Source organism: Streptococcus porcinus (assembly GCF_901542335.1).
In the GTDB taxonomy this organism is placed as follows: domain Bacteria; phylum Bacillota; class Bacilli; order Lactobacillales; family Streptococcaceae; genus Streptococcus; species Streptococcus porcinus_A.
Map to the genome: position 1 here is coordinate 2125968 of NZ_LR594036.1, position 20171 is coordinate 2146138.

Genomic DNA, 20171 nt, shown 5'->3' on the forward strand with positions numbered 1-20171 from the left:
TCCAAATTGTTCAAAAAGGAGGCCTTAATGCAGAATAGTCGCAAAGAAAGCACAAAACGTGCTCTATTAGATGCAATGGTCAGGCTCTTAAATAAAGAGAGTTTTGACGATATTTCAACAACCGAGCTAGCAGAAACAGCAGGAATAAGCCGTTCTAGCTTTTATACCCATTATCGAGATAAATATGAAATGATTGATAGCTACCAACAAACCTTATTCCATCAACTTGAGTATATTTTTGATAAAGATTATGAAGATAATCAACAAACTTTTTTAGAGGTTTTTACCTTCTTATCACGTGAAAAACTATTATCTGCTCTCATCTCATCAAATGGAACTAAAGAACTTCAAAATTTTATAATTAACAAGGTTCGAATTTTAATTTCATCTGAATTACATGAACGACTTGCAAAAGAAGGAATGTCAAAAATTGAATTAGATTATCAAAGTATTTATTTGGCTTATGCTTTCTTTGGTACTTGTCAGACTTGGATTGCTAGAGGAAAAAAAGAAACTCCTCAACAAATGACTGATTTTGTTTTAAAAATGCTTAATAGATCAAAATAAAGGACACTTACAAAGTGCCTTTTATTTTGATCTAACTTATATACCTTTATTAAGTTGACTATATTTAGTTGAAAGTTGTACCAAAGCTTTAACTTCCTCTGATAGCTATTGTAATCATCAGTGAAAAATAATTTTTAAAAATTACAAACTAGGTCGACCATTCTCACTCTAGCAATGACTATGGATACTTATTCCCACCTCTCAAAAGAGAGTACAAAAAAAGCCTATCAAATAGGCTTTTAAAGTGTTTAATGTAAGAATTAAAGCATTTTGTTGTAGAATTCAACGACAAGTGCTTCGTTAATTTCTGGGTTGATTTCATCGCGTTCTGGTAAACGAGTTAATGATCCTTCAAGTTTTTCAGCATCAAATGATACGAATGCTGGACGTCCAAGTGTAGCTTCGACAGCTTCAAGGATTGCAGGAACTTTCATTGATTTTTCGCGAACTGAGATCACTTGTCCAGGTTCAACACGGTATGAAGGGATGTCAACACGTTTGCCATCAACAAGGATGTGACCGTGGTTAACAAATTGACGAGCTTGACGACGAGTAGTTGCAAGACCTAAACGGTAAACAACGTTGTCAAGACGACGTTCTAAAAGAACCATGAAGTTGAAACCAAGAGTTCCTTCTTTGATTTTTGTAGCTTGTACGAACAAGTTACGGAATTGTTTTTCACCTAAACCGTAAGAAAAACGTAATTTTTGTTTTTCAGCAAGTTGTAAACCGTATTCAGAAAGTTTACCACGGTTGTTAGGACCGTGTTGACCTGGTACGTAGTTACGACGTGCTAATTCTTTACCTGTGCCTGTAAGTGATAAACCAAGGCGACGTGATTGTTTCCATGATGGACCAGTATAACGTGACATATTTAATGTCCTCCTCTAAATATTTTGAGGAAATAACTATTTGAAAAATCCTGATTCGTGCAGAGGGTTTTCACCTAAACAGCAAAGGTTACTTGAATAGATAACCACCTGTTGACGAGCTTCATATTTTTCTGCTATTATTTCACACAAAAAGTATTATAACATGATTATCAAAATCTGTAAAACATATTTTAAAATTCAGATGGTTCTTGTTCCCTTTTTTAATCTAGATATCTAATTAAGGTTTTCTCTGTCAGAATATCTGAATAAGTATAGGATTCAACGTAGCTATTGTTATAATCCCCAGATTGATCAACATTGTCATTATATTCAATAATGAATAAGGAACTATAAACTTCAATCAGACGACCAATTTTATTTTTTTCCCTTTTTCTACCGTTTTCTAAGGTCAATTCCACCAGTTGACCTTCATGAGCTTTAATATCCTCTTTAATTTTTTTCATTTTTGCAACATCTGCAAATGCATCACTCATATTCTATTCCTCTTATCTCTCTTCAAATTGTGCTATAGTTGAAAACTTATTATATTCTTTTTGGAACATTAATTTAATAGTGCCACGCGCTCCAGAACGGTTTTTTTCTAAAATCACTTCGATTGTGTTATCTTCTATAGCATCCTCAGTTTCTTCGCCTTCTTTACGATAATAATCATCTCGGTATAAAAAAGCAACAATATCAGCATCTTGCTCAATGGACCCTGATTCTCGAATATCTGATAATACTGGTCTCTTATCCTGTCTTTGTTCAACACCACGTGATAGTTGGCTAAGTGCTATAACAGGAACTTTTAACTCTTTAGCCAGTATTTTTAGCTGACGTGATATATCTGAAACTTCTTGCTGACGATTTTCTGGCTTGGTTCCTGTTATTAACTGAAGATAGTCAATAACAATAAGTCCTAAGCCACCTTCTACTTCTTGAGAGAGTTTACGAGCTCTAGCACGAATTTCAGTAATCTTGATCCCTGGTGTATCGTCAATATAAATAGGAGCCTCTGCAAGTGCCCCTTGAGCAATTGTTACATTATTCCAATCCTGTTCTGTTAATTGCCCTGTCCTTAGATTATGAGAATCTACCATTCCTTCCGCAGCCAACATCCGATCAACCAAACTTTCAGCACCCATTTCTAAAGAAAAAATAGCAACAGCTTGTTTCTGTTTAGTTCCAACATTTTGAGCAATATTGAGCACAAAGGCTGTCTTACCAACCGCTGGACGTGCAGCAAGAATAATAAGTTGATCAGGATGTAAACCTGTTGTAATCTTATCAAGATCCCTAAAACCAGTCGGAAGTCCTGTAACATCTGTAGTTTGTTTAGAACGAATTTCAAGATTTTCATAGTTAACTTTTAAAACATCTGAAATTTTTCTAAACCCACTTCGGTTACTATGTTCATTAATTTCAATTAATGCTTTTTCCGCACCAGCAATAATATCCTCAGAATCAGAGGCCCCTTCATATGCCAAGTTTACAGTATCTGTCAACCTCGAAATAATGTCTCGGAGCATAGCTTTCTCCGCGACAATCTTAGCATAGTATTCTGCATTTGCACTCGTTGGGACACTATTGACAAGTTCAACAATATAAGACAAGCCACCAATGTTTTGTAAATCTCCTTGATTGTCTAAAATAGTTCGAACTGTAGTGGCATCAATAGCATCATTCCTATCACTGAGGGTAATCATTGCCCGAAAAATAATTTTATGAGAATATTTATAAAAATCGTCAGGACTAATAAATTCTCTAACTGTAATGAGTTTGTCCGGCGAAATAAATATTGAGCCTAAGACAGATTGTTCTGCTAGTAAATCTTGTGGCTGAACTCTTAATTCTGGTACATCAGGCAAATCTTACTCCTCCACTTCTAATTAAATAATCGAGGCCTTATGCCTGATCAACTTTTAATTTAATTTCTGCTTTAACTTCTTTATGTAGCTTAACAGGGACTTCAATTAGACCAATTGCTCTAATTGGATGATCCAAGTCAATATGTCTCTTATCAACACTAATATTGAACTGGTTTTTTAATTCTTCAGCAATTTTCTTTGCCGTAATTGAAACAAAAGTTCTCCCATCAGGACCAACTTTTTCAGTAAAGGAAACAACTGTTTTTTCATCATCAAGCACTTTTTTTGTAGCTTGAGCTTCTGCAAGTAGTTCAGCCTGAGCCTTCTCTTCAGCTTTTTGTTTCCCTTTCAATTCACCAATTGATTGACTTGTTGCTTCTTTAGCAAGATTTTTCTTAATAAGAAAATTTTGAGCATAACCAGTAGGGACTTCTTTTATTTGTCCTTTTTTTCCTTTACCTTTAACATCTTCTAAAAAAATAACCTTCATTATTCTACCTCATTTGTTTCTTTTAGTGTGTTTTCAATTGTCTCAATTAATAATTGTTTTACATCATCAAAATGTTGATTTTCAATTTGACAGGCAGCTAGATTAAAATGTCCTCCACCGCCTAGTTTTTCCATTATGCGTTGAACATTTATTTTACTCCTACTTCGAGCTGAGATGACAATTTTATCACTTTGAGTCTGAACCATCGCAAAACTAGCCTCAATTCCCGCCATAGACAAGAGAGTATCCGCAGCCTTACTTGCAATAACGTTAGAATATAGATGATTTTCCACACCTGTTCCCACAATGATATTGTCACAAATCCGTTCGCCACGAAGTATAATTTCATTAACCTGTTTATACTCATTAAAATCGGTAGCTGATATTTGTTGAATTTCAACACTATCACTGCCTTTATTTCGCAAATAACTAGCAACGTCAAAAGTTCTACTTGTAACTCGAGTAGAAAAATTCTTGGTATCAAGCATGATTCCAGCCATCAAAATACTAGCCTGAACCTTGCTAAGTCTTTTCTTATCATTTTGGAATTGGATTAGTTCTGTAACTAACTCAGCAGCACTACTTGCCCCACTTTCAATAAAGGTTAAGATAGCGTTCTCAGGAAAATCATCATCCCTTCTATGATGGTCTACAATAATAACATCATCAAACATCTCATAAAAATCTTTAGATAATGTTAAGGATGTTTTCGAATGATCCACCATAACTAAAAGTGAATTTTTTGTGACTAAACGCATAGCATGAGTGACACTTATCAAGCGAGTTTTTCCATCCGCTTGTAGTCTTTCAATAGCTCTTTCAATGTCATGCGCCATATCATCTGGCTCATAAACTGCAAAAGAATTATCAATAATGTTACTGGCAAAAAATTGCATCCCAACTGAAGCTCCTAAAGCGTCCATATCCAATTTTTTATGACCAACAATGAAAACATTGTCAACTGTCTTAATCCGATCAGAAATAGCTGTCATCATTGCTCTTGTTCGAGTTCTTGATCGCTTAACAGTTGATACAGATCCACCACCAAAATAAATTGGGGGTTTCCCCTCTTCATTTTCCCGAATAACTGTTTGATCCCCACCACGTACTAAAGCAATATTTAAATTTTCAAGAGCAACCTGACCAATTTGGTCGTGATGTTTCTGCCCAAAGGAAATACCCATACTCAATGTTAGGCGTAACTGTCTTTCCTGAGCTTCTTTTCGAAAAACTTCTAAAATAGCAAATTTATTATCCATTAGTTCTTTCAGATTTTGATAATCTGTAAAGAAATAATAGCGATCCATATTAACACGACGGTAAAAAATGTGACGTGTGTCCATAAAGTCAGCAATAAAATTAGCAATAAAACTGTTAATTTTTGAGATATCAGCATCCGTTAAATTATCAGTAATTTCATCATAATTGTCAATTGAAATAATACCAATAACCGGTCGCAACATACTAGCATCTATTGTCTGACGGTTACCTATAAAAGCATCGAAGAAATAAAAGACGCCCGCTGCTTCATCTAAATAAGATGTGTATCGATTTCCTGAGACTTCAAAAGTTTGAGATATATTACCTTTTCGCTTTTCTAGTAAAATATCGTGAATCATTTGATTTTGAAATAGGCCTTCTTCACTTGTAAAGATCAGTTCAGTATAAGGGTTATACCACTCAACTAAATTAGTTTCTTTATCAAACTGAACAACTCCAACAGGCATTTTATCCAGTAAGGATTTTAAATTATTTTCTGTTTGTTCATTTAAAATTTCAATATGATTTAAATCAGATAACTCATGAATCTCTTTTTGATACCAGAGAAGTGCAATAATAAATAAAAGCACAAGAAAAATAGCTAGCAGAAGTAACATTCTTGATTGAACGATACTGACACAGAGTGCTAATAATCCAAATAAAATTAAACCCATCAACATTAAATGGATGGTTTCAAAACGAAATCTTTTCATCCTATAACCTCTTAAGGACTTATTATATCACAAAAAAGCCCTGAAATACAGAGCTTTACGTATCTATTAAGGTTACATTTTTGTGACCTATTGTGTTTTTCTTCTTGCTTTACCACTCCCTTCAATATAGACCATTAAGATTGATATATCGGCCGGGTTAACTCCTGAAATCCGGCTGGCTTGACCAATCGTTTCTGGATTAATTTTTTTAAATTTTTGACGCGCTTCCGTTGCTATGGAATCAATAGCATCCCAGTCAATATTCTTTGGAATCCTTTTTTCTTCCATTCTTTTCATTTTTGCAACTTGATCCAAAGCTTTATTAATGTAACCCTCATATTTAATTTCTGTTTCTAGTAACTCAATAACCTTAGTGTCTAGGTTTTCATCAGCGGAACCGATAAACGAAATAGCAGTAGCATAATCAATTTCTGGACGACGCATAAATTCTTTAGCTGTCATAGCATCAGTTAAAGGTTTAAACCCTAATGCCTCTACTTTCTCATTAGTTTCTCTAATAGGTTTTAGTTTGATGCTACTTAGACGCCTTAGCTCTTTCTCAAATTGTTTCTTCTTAGTCTCAAAAGCACTCCATCTCTCATCGTCAACAAGTCCGATTTGACGACCCAGCTCTGTTAATCGCATATCTGCATTATCATGACGTAAAATTAATCGATACTCAGCACGAGAAGTTAAGAGACGGTATGGCTCTAAGGTTCCCTTAGTTACTAAATCATCAATCATAACACCAATATAGGCATCACTTCTTTTAAGAATAAGTTCCGGTTTACCTTGTACCTTAAGAGCAGCATTAATCCCAGCAATAATCCCTTGCCCCGCCGCTTCTTCATAACCAGAAGTACCGTTAGTCTGACCAGCTGTAAATAAGCCAGAAATAACTTTGGTCTCAAGCGTTGCGCGCAGTTGATGGGGGAGAACAATATCATATTCAATGGCATATCCTGTCCGCATCATTTCAGCATTTTCTAGACCCTTAATCGAATGCAATAAGTCCTTTTGAACATCTTCAGGTAAACTTGTTGAAAGTCCTTGAACGTAAACTTCCTCAGTATCACGCCCTTCCGGTTCAAAAAATAACTGATGTCTTTCTTTATCAGCAAAACGGACAATTTTATCCTCAATCGATGGACAATATCGAGGTCCAACACCTTTTACAATTCCTGAAAACATTGGAGCACGGTAAAGATTTTTATTAATAATATCATGACTATTTTGATTAGTATATGTTAGCCAACATGGAATTTGATCCTTTAAATAATCCTCATCTTTAGACATGAATGAAAAATGATTTGGCTCGTGGTCACCGGGCTGAATTTCTGTTTGGGAGTAATCAATGGACGAAGCCTTAACACGTGGAGGTGTCCCTGTTTTGAAACGACCAATTTCTAAGCCCAGCTTTTTTAAATTATCAGCCAAGGTAATAGAGGCCAAACTATTATTAGGACCAGAAGAATATTTTAATTCTCCTAAAATAATTTCCCCCCTTAAAGCAGTTCCAGTCGTTACTACAACTGCTTTAGCAGAAAATTTCTGACCAGTAGCTGTCAAAACACCAACCACTTTTCCAGCTTCCACCAAAATATCATCAATAATGCTCTGACGGAGCGTCAAATTCTCTTGATTTTCAACGGTCTGCTTCATTTCCTTAGCATACAAGGCCTTATCAGCTTGAGCACGAAGGGCGCGAACAGCTGGTCCTTTTCCAGTATTCAACATCTTCATTTGAATATAAGTTTTGTCAATATTCTTTCCCATCTCGCCACCAAGAGCATCAATTTCACGGACAACAATTCCTTTTGCTGATCCTCCAATTGATGGGTTACAAGGCATAAAAGCAAGCATATCTAAGTTGATAGTAGCAAGTAAAGTTTTACAACCCATACGAGCTGCTGCTAAACTCGCTTCAACACCAGCGTGACCTGCCCCTATAACAATGATATCATAGGATTCTGTAAATTCATGTAGCATTTTAATTTCCTCTTTTTTTACTGATTGATGATATGTTTTAGTTGCCCATCTCAATTCGGCAAACTATCTTTTAAAAACTCTGGAACTAAATCAATTTCTGACAGTCTATTGATATCTACCCACTCACAAACTTGAACTTTAGCTCCTTCTCGCATATTTAAACTAGGCTCTTCTAATGGTGTAACCATATAATGAAATTCAATATTATGCCAGTAAAACTGCTCATCCCCAAAATGATTTTCGACAATAAATGCTAACTTTTTTACTGAAATTTCTATCCCTAGCTCTTCCATCGTTTCACGTGAAACAGCTTTTTCAGTCCTTTCTCCGATATGAACTGCTCCTCCAATTGGATAATAACGTTTGTTACTATCTCTTGTTAAAAATATCTGGCCGTTCCTAACTAGGAGAGCTGTTGCCCTAATTGAACTTACTGTCTGTTCTTTGGTAAATCTAAAATCGCTCATCGACATCCTCACACTTGGTCATTAAAGTTAAAGAAAAATAGCCAAAACTCTAGAAAATTGTACACAAAAAGGCTTACAATTTCCATGAGCTTTGACCATCACAGTTTTTATAAATTTATTTTAGCAAATAGATATAAAAAGTCAATAATGAGACGGATCATCTCTTTATTTTCTGCCACTACTATTTACACGGTTGTCAACAACTGTAAAGATTGTGTAAAGATTAAATATGGAAGGATCCTCTAATTCCTATAACTAGCATCTGGATTCCAATTGTTGTTAAAATTAGCCCCATCAAGCGTGTAATCACACTCATCACATTTTTTCCTAAAAACTCTGAAATTGTTTTAGCACTAATTAACAAACCATAAGTAATTAAGCAAAGGATAAAAAATGAGACCAAAGTAATTAATTGATTTTCAAAACTTCCTTGTGAAAGTGTGATTGCAGTTGCAATAGTCCCTGGACCTGCAAATAGAGGCATTGCCAAAGGAGAAATTGCAATATCCATTGGGTTCGTCTTCTCATTTGCACCAAGATGATTTGTTAAAGGTGCATGAATACCATTAATCATGTGGTAGCCTGTTAAGGCTACTAAAATACCTCCAGCAATCCTTAAAGAATGAATCGTAATTCCAAAAATTTGAAAAATATAGTGTCCGCTGAAAGTAACCACCAGAATAATTGTAAAAGCAATTATTAAACTATTCTTTGCAACGGCTTTTGAAATTTTTTGATCATCATCTGCAACTAAGGCCATATAGGCTGGTAAATTTGAAATAGGATTCATTATCGCAAAAAATGCCATAAAAGTAAGTATCAATTTACTAATCATTGTTTCCTCTTATCACTTGACAGTTGTGTAACATTTAAATGTATTGACAAACAAGACCATCTTTATAAGCTTGATCAATAATACCGCCACCTAGACATTCTTGGTTATCATAGAAAACTACTGCTTGTCCCGGCGTGATAGCTCGTTGAGGTTCAGCAAATAAAACTTCTGCCTTATCTCCTGATACCTTTACAGTTACTTTACTATCTGGTTGACGATATCTGAACTTAGCAGTACACTCGAGCGTAAACTCCTTAGGCATATTACGTGTAAAATGAACCATCGAAGCATCTAGTGATGTTGACATTAAGGATTCATGATAAAATCCTTGACCAACATATAAAACATTTTGAATAAGGTCTTTACCAACAACAAACCAAGGTTGGTTATCACCCCCATGTTGTCCACCAATACCAAGACCACCTCTTTGCCCGATTGTATAATACATTAAGCCCGCATGCTCTCCCATATCACGTCCATCAACGGTTCTCATTCTCCCTTTCTGAGCTGGTAAGTATTGACTTAGAAACTGTTTAAAGTTTTTCTCACCAATAAAGCAAATTCCAGTCGAATCTTTTTTCTTAGCTGTGGCAAGCCCTGCCCGCTCAGCAATTTCCCTAACTTGAGATTTCTGTAAGTGACCTAACGGGAATAAAGTTTTTTGCAGTTGCTCTTGGGATAATTGACTAAGAAAATATGTTTGATCTTTTCCATTGTCAACTCCCCTTAACATATGTACTATCCCATCTGAATCACGTTCTACTTGTGCATAATGTCCAGTAGCTACATAATCTGCTCCTAAATTTAAGGCGTAATCAAGAAAAGCTTTAAATTTTATTTCTTTATTGCACATAACATCAGGATTTGGTGTTCGTCCTGCACGGTACTCTGCTAAAAAGTATTCAAATACCCGATCCCAATACTCTTTTTCAAAATTAACAGAGTAATAAGGAATACCAATCTGGTCAGCTACTGCTGCCACATCCTTATAATCCTCTGTTGCTGTACAGACGCCAAATTCATCTGTGTCATCCCAGTTTTTCATAAAAACGCCAATCACATCATAACCCTGTTCCTTTAATAAAAGAGCTGTTACCGATGAATCAACGCCACCACTCATGCCGACTACGACACGCGTTTTTGACTTATCCGTCATATATAGTCTCCCATCTTTTCGTTTAACGTACGATTGAAGGTCGTCGTTCCCAAAAGTCGATTTGAAGGTCGATTTTGAAGCGTCTCTGACGCACTGACTATTATAACAAGAATTCAGACGAAATCAACTACTTAATATTCACAAAAATTAAGACAAGATATCTACTAGTTTGTTATAATAAACCTACAGTAAACTTTGGGAGTAACTATGAAAACACAAAAATTTCAATCTGTTTTTGATATTATTGGACCTGTGATGATTGGACCATCAAGTAGTCATACCGCAGGGGCTGTCAGAATCGGTAAAGTCGTCCACTCTATTCTTGGTGAGACTCCTGACGAAGTCACATTCCATCTTTATAATTCCTTTGCCAAAACCTATCAGGGACACGGAACTGATAAAGCTTTAGTCGCGGGGATTCTTGGCATGGATACTGATAACCCTGATATTAAAAATTCCTTGGAAATTGCTCACCAAAGAGGAATCCGTATTTATTGGGATATTTTAAAAGATAGCAATGCTCCTCACCCAAATACGGTTAAAATCGCAGTCAAAAAGAAAGACAAATCAATGAGTATCACTGGAGTTTCCATTGGTGGGGGCAATATTCAAGTAACCGAGTTAAATGGTTTCTCTATTTCTCTAACGATGAATACACCAACCCTTATCATCGTTCATCAAGATATTCCAGGCATGATTGCTAAAGTTACCGACATCTTATCAGAATATGATATTAATATTGCACAAATGAACGTTACTCGTGAAAGCGCCGGCGAAAAGGCTATAATGATTATTGAAGTTGATACCCATGATTGTCAAGATGCTGTTGATAAAATTGCAAATATTCCACATTTACATAATGTCAATTTCTTTGACTAGAAAGATTACTCTATGTTTTATACAATCGAAGAACTTGTTAAACAAGCTAATGAAAAATTTGATGGCAACATTGCAGAATTGATGATTGCAACAGAAGTTGAAATGACTGGTCGATCACGTGATGAGATTCGTTTAATTATGGGGCGTAATTTAGAAGTTATGAAAGAATCTGTTGTTAATGGATTAACCCCTAGTAAATCTATAAGTGGCTTAACTGGCGGAGATGCCTTAAAAATGGACAACTACATCAAATCTAGTAAAACGCTTGCTGATGTAACAGTACTTACTGCTGTCCGTAATGCCATGGCAGTTAACGAACTAAATGCTAAAATGGGACTTGTCTGCGCAACCCCTACCGCTGGGTCTGCGGGCTGCTTACCTGCTGTTTTAGCAACTGCCATCGATAAATTGGCATTAAATGAGGAAGAGCAGCTTGACTTTCTTTTTACAGCTGGTGCTTTCGGATTAGTTATTGGAAACAATGCCTCTATTTCGGGTGCAGAGGGAGGTTGTCAAGCAGAAGTCGGTTCTGCATCTGCAATGAGTGCCGCTGCAATGGTTAAAGCTGCAGGAGGTACTGCTTTCCAAGCCAGCCAAGCCATTGCTTTTGTCATTAAGAATATGCTAGGCTTAATTTGTGATCCAGTAGCTGGGCTTGTTGAGGTGCCTTGTGTTAAGAGAAACGCTCTAGGCGCAAGCTTTGCAATCATAGCAGCCGATATGGCATTAGCGGGGATAACATCACAAATTCCTGTTGATGAAGTCATTGATGCCATGTATCAGGTGGGCTCAGCTTTACCAACCGCTTTCAGAGAGACTGCTGAAGGAGGCCTTGCGGCAACTCCAACTGGACGTCATTACAGTAAAAAAATTTTCGGTGACTAACTAAGGTGATAAAGTGAAAAATATATTATTTGATTTAGATGGAACTCTAGTTGACTCCAGTAAAGGGATTATAAATGCCTTTACATATACCTTTACAAATATTAATTTGGAAGTCCCAGATGTAAACCTATTGTCAACGTACATTGGGCCTCCGCTAGAAACAACATTTTCGAATTATTTTTCCAAACAAGAAGATATTGATCTTGCTATTAGACATTTCCGAAGATATTATCAAGACATTGGAGTTTATCAAGTTAAGATGTATGAAGGCATAGAAGAAATGTTAGCCCAGCTTAGCAATTCTGGTTATCATCTGTTTGTTACCACTAGCAAGCATGAACCTATGGCTTTACATATGCTTGAAGAACTTGGAATTCATAGCTACTTTTCTGGAATTTATGGTTCACTACCTGATAGGTTCATAAAAGCAGATATCATAGAAGCATGTTTGAAACAAGAAAATATTCTGGCAAGTGAGACTCTTATTATCGGAGATACACAATTTGATATTGTTGGCGGAAAATTTGCTGGTATTACAACCCTAGGAATAACATGGGGGTTTGGATCGGAAATTGATTTAGTAAAGGCTGGCGCTGACTATATCAATCATGACCCAAGTCCAATTACTCCAACTATAGAAAAAATGACTTAGCTTCCACCACATTAAAAAGCACGAGCTAAAATAACTCGTGCTTTTTTCAGTTCATTTACCCTAATAACCCCAAGCAGATAAACCTTGAGCATGATAAGTCTTAGTAGCTGCATTAATTTGGTCTTGAACTGTTGCTGTTGAACCCCACCCCGGCATAGTCTGGAATAAACCTGAAGCTCCTGAAGGATTTGATGCATTTGGATTACCGTTTGACTCGCGAGCAATAATAGCTTCCCAAGTTGCTTGTGGAACACCTGTAGCTGCAGCCATTTGAGCAGCTGCTTGGCTACCAATCACGCCTGCAGTATTACCATTGGATTGATAAACATTAGTAGGTGAAGCATATTGCTGCACTGTGACTTGTTGCGTTTGAACTACTGGGTTAACCTCTTGCGCAGGAGTCTGAACTATCTCTGTCACTGGTTCAGTAGTTGAACCTTCCACAATTACCGTTTCTGATTGACTTGTTGAACTCGATTGACTTGACGATGATGAGTTACTTGTTTTTTCTTTTTTAACTTCTGTATTAGTTGAAGTTGATTTTGTTTCTTTTTTGATAACTTTAGTTTCTGGTTTTTTTGCAAAAGATTCAGTATCAACACTTCTACTTGAAAATGCAAAGACAAGGGCAACTAAAGAAATTGCGAATGCAAATACCCCAAAACTAACGTATCGTTTTTTAAAATTCTCATTTTTAAACATTTAATACACCTCTTTTTTCTCCAAGTATCATACTAACCTAAGTTTGTTACTTATCTATAGAAGTTATATTAAAAATATTACAATAGTATTGATTTTATAAGAAGTTCAGAACTTTTAGCAGACAAAAGAAGCTCAACTACTAGATATAGAGTTAAATAGGGCTTTTTAGATAATACAAGACTAAACCTAAGAATAGCATTCCAACTACTACACAAGTATCACCTAATTGCCATTTCAATAATCTAAACTTACTCCTATCGTTACCACCTTTGTACCCTCTTGATTCCATGGCAATGGCTAGAGCGTCAGCACGTTTGAAACTTGAAGCAAAAAGGGGAATTAATATAGGAATTATTGATTTTACTTTTTGAACTAGAGTTCCTTCACCAAAATCGACGCCTCTTGCTTTCTGAGCATTCATAATTAACGTGGTATCATCCATTAAAGTTGGCACAAACCTTAAACTTAAGGAGAGCATTAGTCCAATTTCATGTGCAGGAACTTTCAATAGTCTAAACGGCTTAAGTAAAGACTCTACTGCATCAGATAAACTTAATGGAGTGGTTGTTAATGTCAATAAAGTGGAAAAAAAGATAATTAATATAAATCTCATAAAGATTAACAAAGCTTGGCTTAAGCCGTGACTTGTTATTTTAATAATCCAAAAATCTACTAATACTTGACCACCTCTTGTAAAAAAAATTTGAAACATGGTCGTGAATAAAATTATACCAATCATGGGTTTTAACCCATTTAAAAAAAAGGAAATTTTTACTTGAGAGAGAATAACAACTAACATTGTCAGAGCAAACATGATTGCATTTGTTACTAAGTTATTAGCCCAAAAAATAATAACAACATAAATCATCATTGCAATTAGTTTACTTCTTGGATCAAGACGATGTATCATAGAATTCCCTGGTATGTAACGCCCTAAAATAAGTTTATCCATATTTCAACATCTCCCTTAATTCTTCTAAAGTAACTGGTAATCTTGAAAATTGGAAACCTTTTTTTTCTAAATGATAAGCAAACCTAGTAATTTTGGGGACACCTAGTTGCTTTTCTTCTAATAATTCTACTCTTTGAAAAATTTCATTCGGTTTTCCAGATAAAATAATCTTACCTTTTTCAAGAACATATACCTTATCTGCATAATTGGCCACATCATCCATCAAATGAGTCACCAACACAATTGTCATTCCGGACTTATGTAATTTTTTAAATAGGGTCATCAATTCTCTACGACCTTTAGGATCAAGTCCTGCTGTTGGTTCATCTAAAACTAAGATTCTTGGATCCATTGCTAGAATTCCTGCAATAGCTACGCGACGCATTTGTCCCCCAGAGAGCTCAAAAGGATTCTTTTCAAAAAGAGTCTCTGAAATACCTACTAAAGCTAATTTTTCACGTGCTAATTTTTCAGCATCTTCCTTTGAAACACCAAAATTTTGAGGCCCGAAAGCAACATCTTTTAAGACAGTTTCTTCAAAAAGTTGACTTTCAGGAAACTGGAAAACAAGTCCAACTTCTTTACGAATAGATTTAATATCCTTATTTTTCGATTGACTGGTAATTGTTTTTCCCCCGACACTCACAATTCCAGAAGTAGGCGTTAATAGACCATTTAATAATTGCATTATAGTCGATTTTCCAGAACCCGTGTGCCCAATAAAAGCAGTGTAAGAAGAATCCTCAATTTCAAGATTAATGTCAAAAAGGGCACGCCCTTCAAAGGGTGTCCCTGCCTGATAAGTAAAACTCACATTTTGGAAATTAATTGCCATAGCTGATTTTCTAATTCCTTCTCTGTTAGATAAGCTTTGTCTAAATCATACCCATCCTCTATTAAACCCTTTGTTACTGTACTTGTAAAAGGGACATCTAGACCTAAACCTAATAATTCTTCCCCTCTAGAAAAGAGTTCTTTTGGAGTTGAACTAGACTCGACTTGTCCATTTTTCATTACTAATACACGATCACTTAGCTCAACTTCATCCAAATCATGAGTAATCGAAATAACTGTCAATTGATAATCTTTTCTGATTGATTGTATAGTCTTAATCAACTCTATCCGTCCTTTGGGATCTAGCATACTAGTAGATTCATCCAAAATAATAATCATAGGTCTCATTGCAATTGCACCAGCAATGGCAACTCTTTGTTTTTGACCTCCAGATAGTCGAGCAGGCTCTCGTGTCTTAAACTCTGCCATTCCCACAAGTTTTAATGCTTGATCAACTCGTTCAACCATTTCTTCATGCGGGACACCTTTATTTTCTAGCCCAAAGGCAACATCATCTTCTACAGTAGCTCCAACGAATTGGTTATCTGGATTTTGAAAAACCATACCTATTTTTTCTCTGATTTCCCAAACATTAGCTTCTGTCAAATAGTCACCATCTACTTGAATAGAGCCTGACTCAGCTACAAGTAGACCGTTTAACAACCTAACGGATGTAGATTTTCCAGAACCGTTATGCCCAATAATTGATAACCATTCTCCCCGTTTCACGTGAAACGATACATCATTTAAAGTGTAATTTTCTTGGCTTTCTTGGTATTTAAATTTGATATTTTTAACTTCAATTATATTCGACATCGTTACTTAATGGTATCTTTAAAAAGAAAACCCGCTCCCTTGAAGTAATCATAACCTGAATAAATTGTAAAGAATAAAGCAATATACAATAGGACTGTTCCCACAACTGACAGGTGGCAAAATAAGAAAATAATTGAAAGCATTTGTGAAACAGTTTTGATTTTTCCAGGCATCGCTGCAGCTAAAACTTCACCACCTGATTCAACTAATAGGAGGCGTAGGCCTGTTACAGCCAATTCTCGACAAATTATAATAGCCGAAATCCAAGCTGGTGCTAGGCCCGCACCAACTAACATAATGAAGGCACTCATGACAAGCATTTTATCAGCAAGGGGATCAGCAAATTTACCAAAATTCGTCACGACATGCCATTTCCTTGCAAGATAGCCATCAAGGTAATCAGTAAAACTAGCAACTGCAAAAATAATAGCTGCCACAATATGCCAAGTAAGGGATTGTGAAAGGGTTGTGACAATTAAGAAAATGGGAATCATCACAATTCTAATTGCAGTTAGTAAATTAGGAATATTTTCTTTTTTTAACATTATTTTTCCTTAAAATTATTGAATTTTTAGCGTGATATAACTAATATCATTACTTGTCATAGGCGTTAAGTCTAACTTCTGCCCATCAACAGTGACTGAGACCCCTTCTCTAACACCGAGCATTAAGAGTGACTCTTTAGTATCAGCAGGTAAGGTGGTTGTGTAAGTAGGTGTTTCTTGAGTAAGAGTTGTTCCGGCTTCACCAATATCTGAATTTGATAATGAAATCCAAGCACTCTCAGCACCAGCTAACGAAACCGAAACTTCGACAGTATCCTTTGCTTTCTGAATATCAGCTACTAGATAATTGTCTTGCCCTTCTGTCTTAATAACAGTTTTCTTTTCACTACTACTTGATTGACTTGACACCTCAGGAGTTTTAGAACTTGAAGCCTTGTTTTCATCTTTTTTCATTAAGACACTCTTTACCTTATCAAGAGTAAGATTGTTTTCTTTTGAAAATTGCTGCCAAACAGCAAAGAAAACAAAAGCAAACACAGCTAAGGCGATAACAGCTAACAAGATTACTGAAAAAATAGATTTTGATTTCTTATGATCCTCTTGATAGCGACTTAAACGCGAAACCTCTCTATCTCTGTGATTATCTGCCAATAAACTATCACGTTTTTTTTCTTCCTGATTATCATCAGCTAAAGCACTCGCCTCAACATCTGTTTCCTTTTTCTTAAAATTATTTTCTTTATTAGCCGAAACACTTGGCTCAGAGACTCTCAGTTCAGATTTTAGAGGAAAAACAAACGGTTCTCGTCTTTGACTTAATTTTTCTTCAACCTGCTGAGTAATACTAGGTTTTTCATGATACTGAGTATTTGATATTTGTTCCAAATACATTTTCTTTATCATTTCAAAGTCTAACGACACCATACTCGCATATTGACTTAAAAAAGAATCTATTTTATCTTCTGGAATAATTTTAAATTGATCTAATTCCATAGCCAATAAGTAATGAGAAGATATCCCAGTTTTATCTTCAATCTCATCCAAAGTAACTTTTCTGTTAACTCGCGATTCTCTCAGAAACTCGCCCAAAGTTTGATTTCTCATACAGGTACCTCAACACTAAAATATTATTTCTATTATATCAAAATATATGCTAATTAGGAAAGACAGTAAAATCAGAGGTTTCCGCAGACTCAAAAAAATCGTGACCTATAAGTAATATCTCTTCAAGACTAATTTTTTCGATGACTTGCGGAATATCCATATAGGAATTCTGAGGAGATAAATAAATGTTAAACTGATTTACAAATTGATCCATAAAATCTAAACTTTGCATAAAATCACCAAACATTTCTTTCTTTAAAAGGGTTAGATGATTTTGATTAATGTCCTTTGATTTCATAAAATCTTTGATTTTTTTTCTGATATTACTAGACATCGCAATAGGCTCACTGGTATCCATGCTTATCAAAATAAAGGAGAAATCTGCCTGTATTTCAATTTCAATATCAAACGAATCATCTATTTTTCCATCATCATACCAAGTCTGATAAGTTTTTGATGTCCATCCAAACAGCATAGATAAAAGTAAACGCAGGCCAATTTTATATTCTAATAATGAAATATCTTTAGGAAGTTTTTTTCCTCTAAAGCCAACTGCTAATTTAGGTGTAGAAACATCCATACTGATAGAACTGGTTTTTACTATTGGATGATAGGGTAAAGGAGAAATGGTCGGCTTAGCAGGTTTTCGTCTTTTTAAACGATTTTGACATTCTTCAATTGACTTAAAGGTTTCTTCGACATTAATGTCTCCCACCACGATAAGAGTCATATTTGATGGATGATAAAATTGTTTGTAATTTTTTTCTAAATCAGCGACCCTGATAGCTTCAATTGATTGTCGGCTTCCAGCAATATCTCTTGACAGATAAGAATCAGGGAATAGATTCTGTAGGATACCAATATAAGACTGATAATCAGGATCATCCATATACATATCAATCTCTTGAGCGATAATTTTTTTCTCTTTTTCAACAGATGCTTCTGTAAAGTATGCAGACATTACAAATTCTTGAAGCAAAGTTAACGACTCTGTAAAGTGATTACTAGCAGAAATGAAGTAAGAAGTTTTATCAAAGGTTGTAAAAGCATTTACTTCTGTCCCAAACTGTGTAAAGCGATGTGAAACATCTTGTCCTTTTTCATCCTCAAAAACCTTATGTTCTAAAAAATGGGCAATTCCTTCAGGGTAGGAATATTTTCTATTTCTAACTGTAAAGGAGTTGTCAAGTGATCCGTAATGAACTGTCAACAACGCAGTTTTTTCTGTAAACATTGGTTTTTGAATAAAAAAAACTTGAAACCCACTTTTGAATTCTACTTGATAGATACTCTCATCTACTCTGGGATAGGTTATTTTTTTTAACTGTGTCACTTATTCCCCTCCAAAAAGTATACTGCTTGTAATTTCAATTTATTAGCTGCTTTTATAATATCCATTTTCTTTACAGCTCTTATTCCAGTCAACCATTTTTCTAGGCTAAAGTCAGGATTCACATAGGATTTTATATATGAACTATCAATTAAAGCTTTACAGTAATCTTCTGACTGCTTCCCATTTGTCTGTAGCATAACCTTAGTTTTTTCAACTAAATGACTAGAAAATCTTCCCATTTTGATATCATTCATTTCTTTAACAATTAGTTGTAAAGCTCGCGCTTTATCCCCTTTGTTAATACCTGCAAAAATTTCTAATAACCCAGTATGCCTATCTAAACTACTGCCAATGCTATAAGCAATACCTTCTTTTTCTCTTACTTTGGTAAATAATAAAGAATGGGTATAAGATCCTAGTAAACCATTTAAAACTAATAAAGCATAATAATCTTCTTTAAATACATCAACTGGGAAATAATAAGCTAAATCTAAAATGGATTGGTTTAAGGATTTATTTTCAATTTTTTCCGAAACAACATTGGCATATTCCTGATGATAATAATAAAAAAGTTCCTTTTGACGCCCTTCAAATGGAAATTGATGGAAAAGTTGAACAACTTTATAATCATCAAATTCCCCTAAAATATAGATATCAATTTGGTCTTCTAATAACATCTTGTGAAATTCTTGATAACTAGTATATGCTGTTTCTCTATCGACCAGTTCCACAGATCCATACTTTGATATTTGTAAATCTTGATTATGATAAAAGAGTTTTTTGAGTTGTAACGAGCTATAGTAAAAAGAATCTTCTTTATCAGACTCAATATAATTCATTAAGTTAGTCTTTTCAACTTCAAAAACTTTTGGTTGGTATTGAGCAACCGAAAGTAAAGGTGAAAAAAGAATTCCTTTGAGTAAAAGGATAATTTCTTCTAATAGTTTTTCACCTTGAAAACTGTATTTATCCTGAATAAATGTAATGTCAATATCAACAATGTGCACTTTACCTTTAACAGACACCTCTGTTGATAAACTTGCACCATACAACTCAGCTAATCTTTCTCTAAAAAGCTTAGCAGTAGGATAATCATCATTAGCTGTCGCCAACATTTGGGCAACTAGGACTCTCTTTGCGACTAATTTCTGATTAAAGTCACCAGAAAATCTTAAAGTTATATGATTGGTTTTAAATTTCTCTGTTTTTATAAGATGTAATTGGACACCTTCAACGATTTTCATAGTTTTTCCTTACTCATTTGACTAGTTCCTTAAATTATACCATTTTT

General features: G+C 35.1%; 21 protein-coding genes. 4 read left to right on the top strand and 17 right to left on the bottom strand.

Features of this window, described 5'->3' with window-relative positions; genetic code table 11:
• Positions 1–27 precede the first annotated feature (27 nt).
• Positions 28–567: a TetR/AcrR family transcriptional regulator gene (locus FGK96_RS10255; RefSeq protein ID WP_138083438.1), complete on the top strand. Its 540-nt coding sequence runs from the start codon at positions 28–30 to the stop codon at positions 565–567.
• A 260-nt stretch (positions 568–827) separates the two neighbouring features.
• On the opposite strand, the gene rpsD is transcribed toward FGK96_RS10255, so the two are convergent.
• The 9 genes from rpsD to mnmA all read right to left on the bottom strand — a co-directional run bounded on the left by rpsD (position 828) and on the right by mnmA (position 10217).
• Complete coding sequence (rpsD, locus tag FGK96_RS10260) at positions 828–1439, bottom strand: 30S ribosomal protein S4 (RefSeq protein WP_003084382.1); 612 nt, start codon at positions 1437–1439, stop codon at positions 828–830.
• 221 nt (positions 1440–1660) lie between these two features.
• Positions 1661–1933, bottom strand: a complete 273-nt coding sequence (locus FGK96_RS10265) for a Veg family protein (protein WP_093959033.1) — start codon at positions 1931–1933, stop codon at positions 1661–1663.
• 12 nt (positions 1934–1945) lie between these two features.
• Complete coding sequence (gene dnaB, locus FGK96_RS10270; RefSeq protein WP_138083439.1) at positions 1946–3307, bottom strand: replicative DNA helicase; 1362 nt, start codon at positions 3305–3307, stop codon at positions 1946–1948.
• Positions 3308–3344: 37 nt separating this feature from the next.
• On the bottom strand, positions 3345–3797 hold the full coding sequence (rplI, locus tag FGK96_RS10275; RefSeq protein WP_138083440.1) for a 50S ribosomal protein L9: 453 nt from the start codon (positions 3795–3797) through the stop codon (positions 3345–3347).
• Positions 3797–5770, bottom strand: coding sequence for a DHH family phosphoesterase (locus FGK96_RS10280; RefSeq protein ID WP_093959036.1), 1974 nt, complete (start codon positions 5768–5770; stop codon positions 3797–3799). The genes rplI and FGK96_RS10280 overlap by 1 nt, the downstream gene beginning before the upstream one ends.
• A gap of 87 nt (positions 5771–5857) precedes the next feature.
• The gene (gene mnmG / locus FGK96_RS10285) at positions 5858–7759 is read right to left on the bottom strand and encodes a tRNA uridine-5-carboxymethylaminomethyl(34) synthesis enzyme MnmG (protein ID WP_138083441.1); all 1902 of its coding nucleotides are present in this window, start codon (positions 7757–7759) and stop codon (positions 5858–5860) included.
• Between the two features lie 50 nt (positions 7760–7809).
• Complete coding sequence (locus tag FGK96_RS10290) at positions 7810–8226, bottom strand: NUDIX hydrolase (protein WP_138083442.1); 417 nt, start codon at positions 8224–8226, stop codon at positions 7810–7812.
• A 223-nt stretch (positions 8227–8449) separates the two neighbouring features.
• Positions 8450–9061: a MarC family protein gene (locus FGK96_RS10295; protein WP_138083443.1), complete on the bottom strand. Its 612-nt coding sequence runs from the start codon at positions 9059–9061 to the stop codon at positions 8450–8452.
• Positions 9062–9095: 34 nt separating this feature from the next.
• Positions 9096–10217, bottom strand: a complete 1122-nt coding sequence (mnmA, locus tag FGK96_RS10300) for a tRNA 2-thiouridine(34) synthase MnmA (protein ID WP_093959040.1) — start codon at positions 10215–10217, stop codon at positions 9096–9098.
• 207 nt (positions 10218–10424) lie between these two features.
• Between mnmA and sdaAB the strand changes: the two genes are divergently transcribed.
• Genes sdaAB through FGK96_RS10315 form a run of 3 tightly spaced genes read left to right on the top strand, consistent with a single transcriptional unit; the run spans position 10425 to position 12633 of the window.
• Positions 10425–11096, top strand: coding sequence for an L-serine ammonia-lyase, iron-sulfur-dependent subunit beta (gene sdaAB, locus FGK96_RS10305; RefSeq protein WP_138083444.1), 672 nt, complete (start codon positions 10425–10427; stop codon positions 11094–11096).
• 12 nt (positions 11097–11108) lie between these two features.
• A complete protein-coding gene (gene sdaAA / locus FGK96_RS10310; RefSeq protein ID WP_138083445.1) occupies positions 11109–11981 on the top strand; it encodes an L-serine ammonia-lyase, iron-sulfur-dependent, subunit alpha in 873 nt (290 codons plus the stop codon).
• Between the two features lie 13 nt (positions 11982–11994).
• Positions 11995–12633: an HAD hydrolase-like protein gene (locus tag FGK96_RS10315; protein ID WP_138083446.1), complete on the top strand. Its 639-nt coding sequence runs from the start codon at positions 11995–11997 to the stop codon at positions 12631–12633.
• 60 nt (positions 12634–12693) lie between these two features.
• Here the strand turns inward: FGK96_RS10315 and FGK96_RS10320 are convergent, their stop codons facing one another.
• The 8 genes from FGK96_RS10320 to yfmF form a co-directional block, all read right to left on the bottom strand.
• Entirely contained in the window at positions 12694–13335 is a 642-nt protein-coding gene (locus FGK96_RS10320) for a transglycosylase SLT domain-containing protein (protein WP_138083447.1), read from the bottom strand.
• Between the two features lie 151 nt (positions 13336–13486).
• Positions 13487–14287, bottom strand: a complete 801-nt coding sequence (locus tag FGK96_RS10325; protein ID WP_138083448.1) for an energy-coupling factor transporter transmembrane component T family protein — start codon at positions 14285–14287, stop codon at positions 13487–13489.
• Positions 14280–15122 carry an energy-coupling factor ABC transporter ATP-binding protein gene (locus tag FGK96_RS10330; RefSeq protein WP_138083449.1) on the bottom strand — a complete coding sequence of 281 codons (843 nt, stop codon included), beginning with the start codon at positions 15120–15122 and terminating at the stop codon, positions 14280–14282. The genes FGK96_RS10325 and FGK96_RS10330 overlap by 8 nt, the downstream gene beginning before the upstream one ends.
• Positions 15098–15937: an energy-coupling factor ABC transporter ATP-binding protein gene (locus FGK96_RS10335; RefSeq protein WP_138083450.1), complete on the bottom strand. Its 840-nt coding sequence runs from the start codon at positions 15935–15937 to the stop codon at positions 15098–15100. Before FGK96_RS10335 ends, FGK96_RS10330 begins: the two co-directional genes overlap by 25 nt.
• Positions 15938–15939: 2 nt before the next feature.
• On the bottom strand, positions 15940–16482 hold the full coding sequence (gene pgsA / locus FGK96_RS10340; protein WP_138083451.1) for a CDP-diacylglycerol--glycerol-3-phosphate 3-phosphatidyltransferase: 543 nt from the start codon (positions 16480–16482) through the stop codon (positions 15940–15942).
• Between the two features lie 15 nt (positions 16483–16497).
• On the bottom strand, positions 16498–17547 hold the full coding sequence (locus tag FGK96_RS10345) for a helix-turn-helix domain-containing protein (RefSeq protein ID WP_138083452.1): 1050 nt from the start codon (positions 17545–17547) through the stop codon (positions 16498–16500).
• A 49-nt stretch (positions 17548–17596) separates the two neighbouring features.
• Positions 17597–18880 (bottom strand): EF-P 5-aminopentanol modification-associated protein YfmH, encoded by a 1284-nt coding sequence (gene yfmH, locus FGK96_RS10350; protein WP_138083453.1) that lies wholly within the window; start codon positions 18878–18880, stop codon positions 17597–17599.
• The gene (yfmF, locus tag FGK96_RS10355) at positions 18877–20124 is read right to left on the bottom strand and encodes an EF-P 5-aminopentanol modification-associated protein YfmF (RefSeq protein ID WP_138083454.1); all 1248 of its coding nucleotides are present in this window, start codon (positions 20122–20124) and stop codon (positions 18877–18879) included. Before yfmF ends, yfmH begins: the two co-directional genes overlap by 4 nt.
• Between the last annotated feature and the right edge of the window lie 47 nt (positions 20125–20171).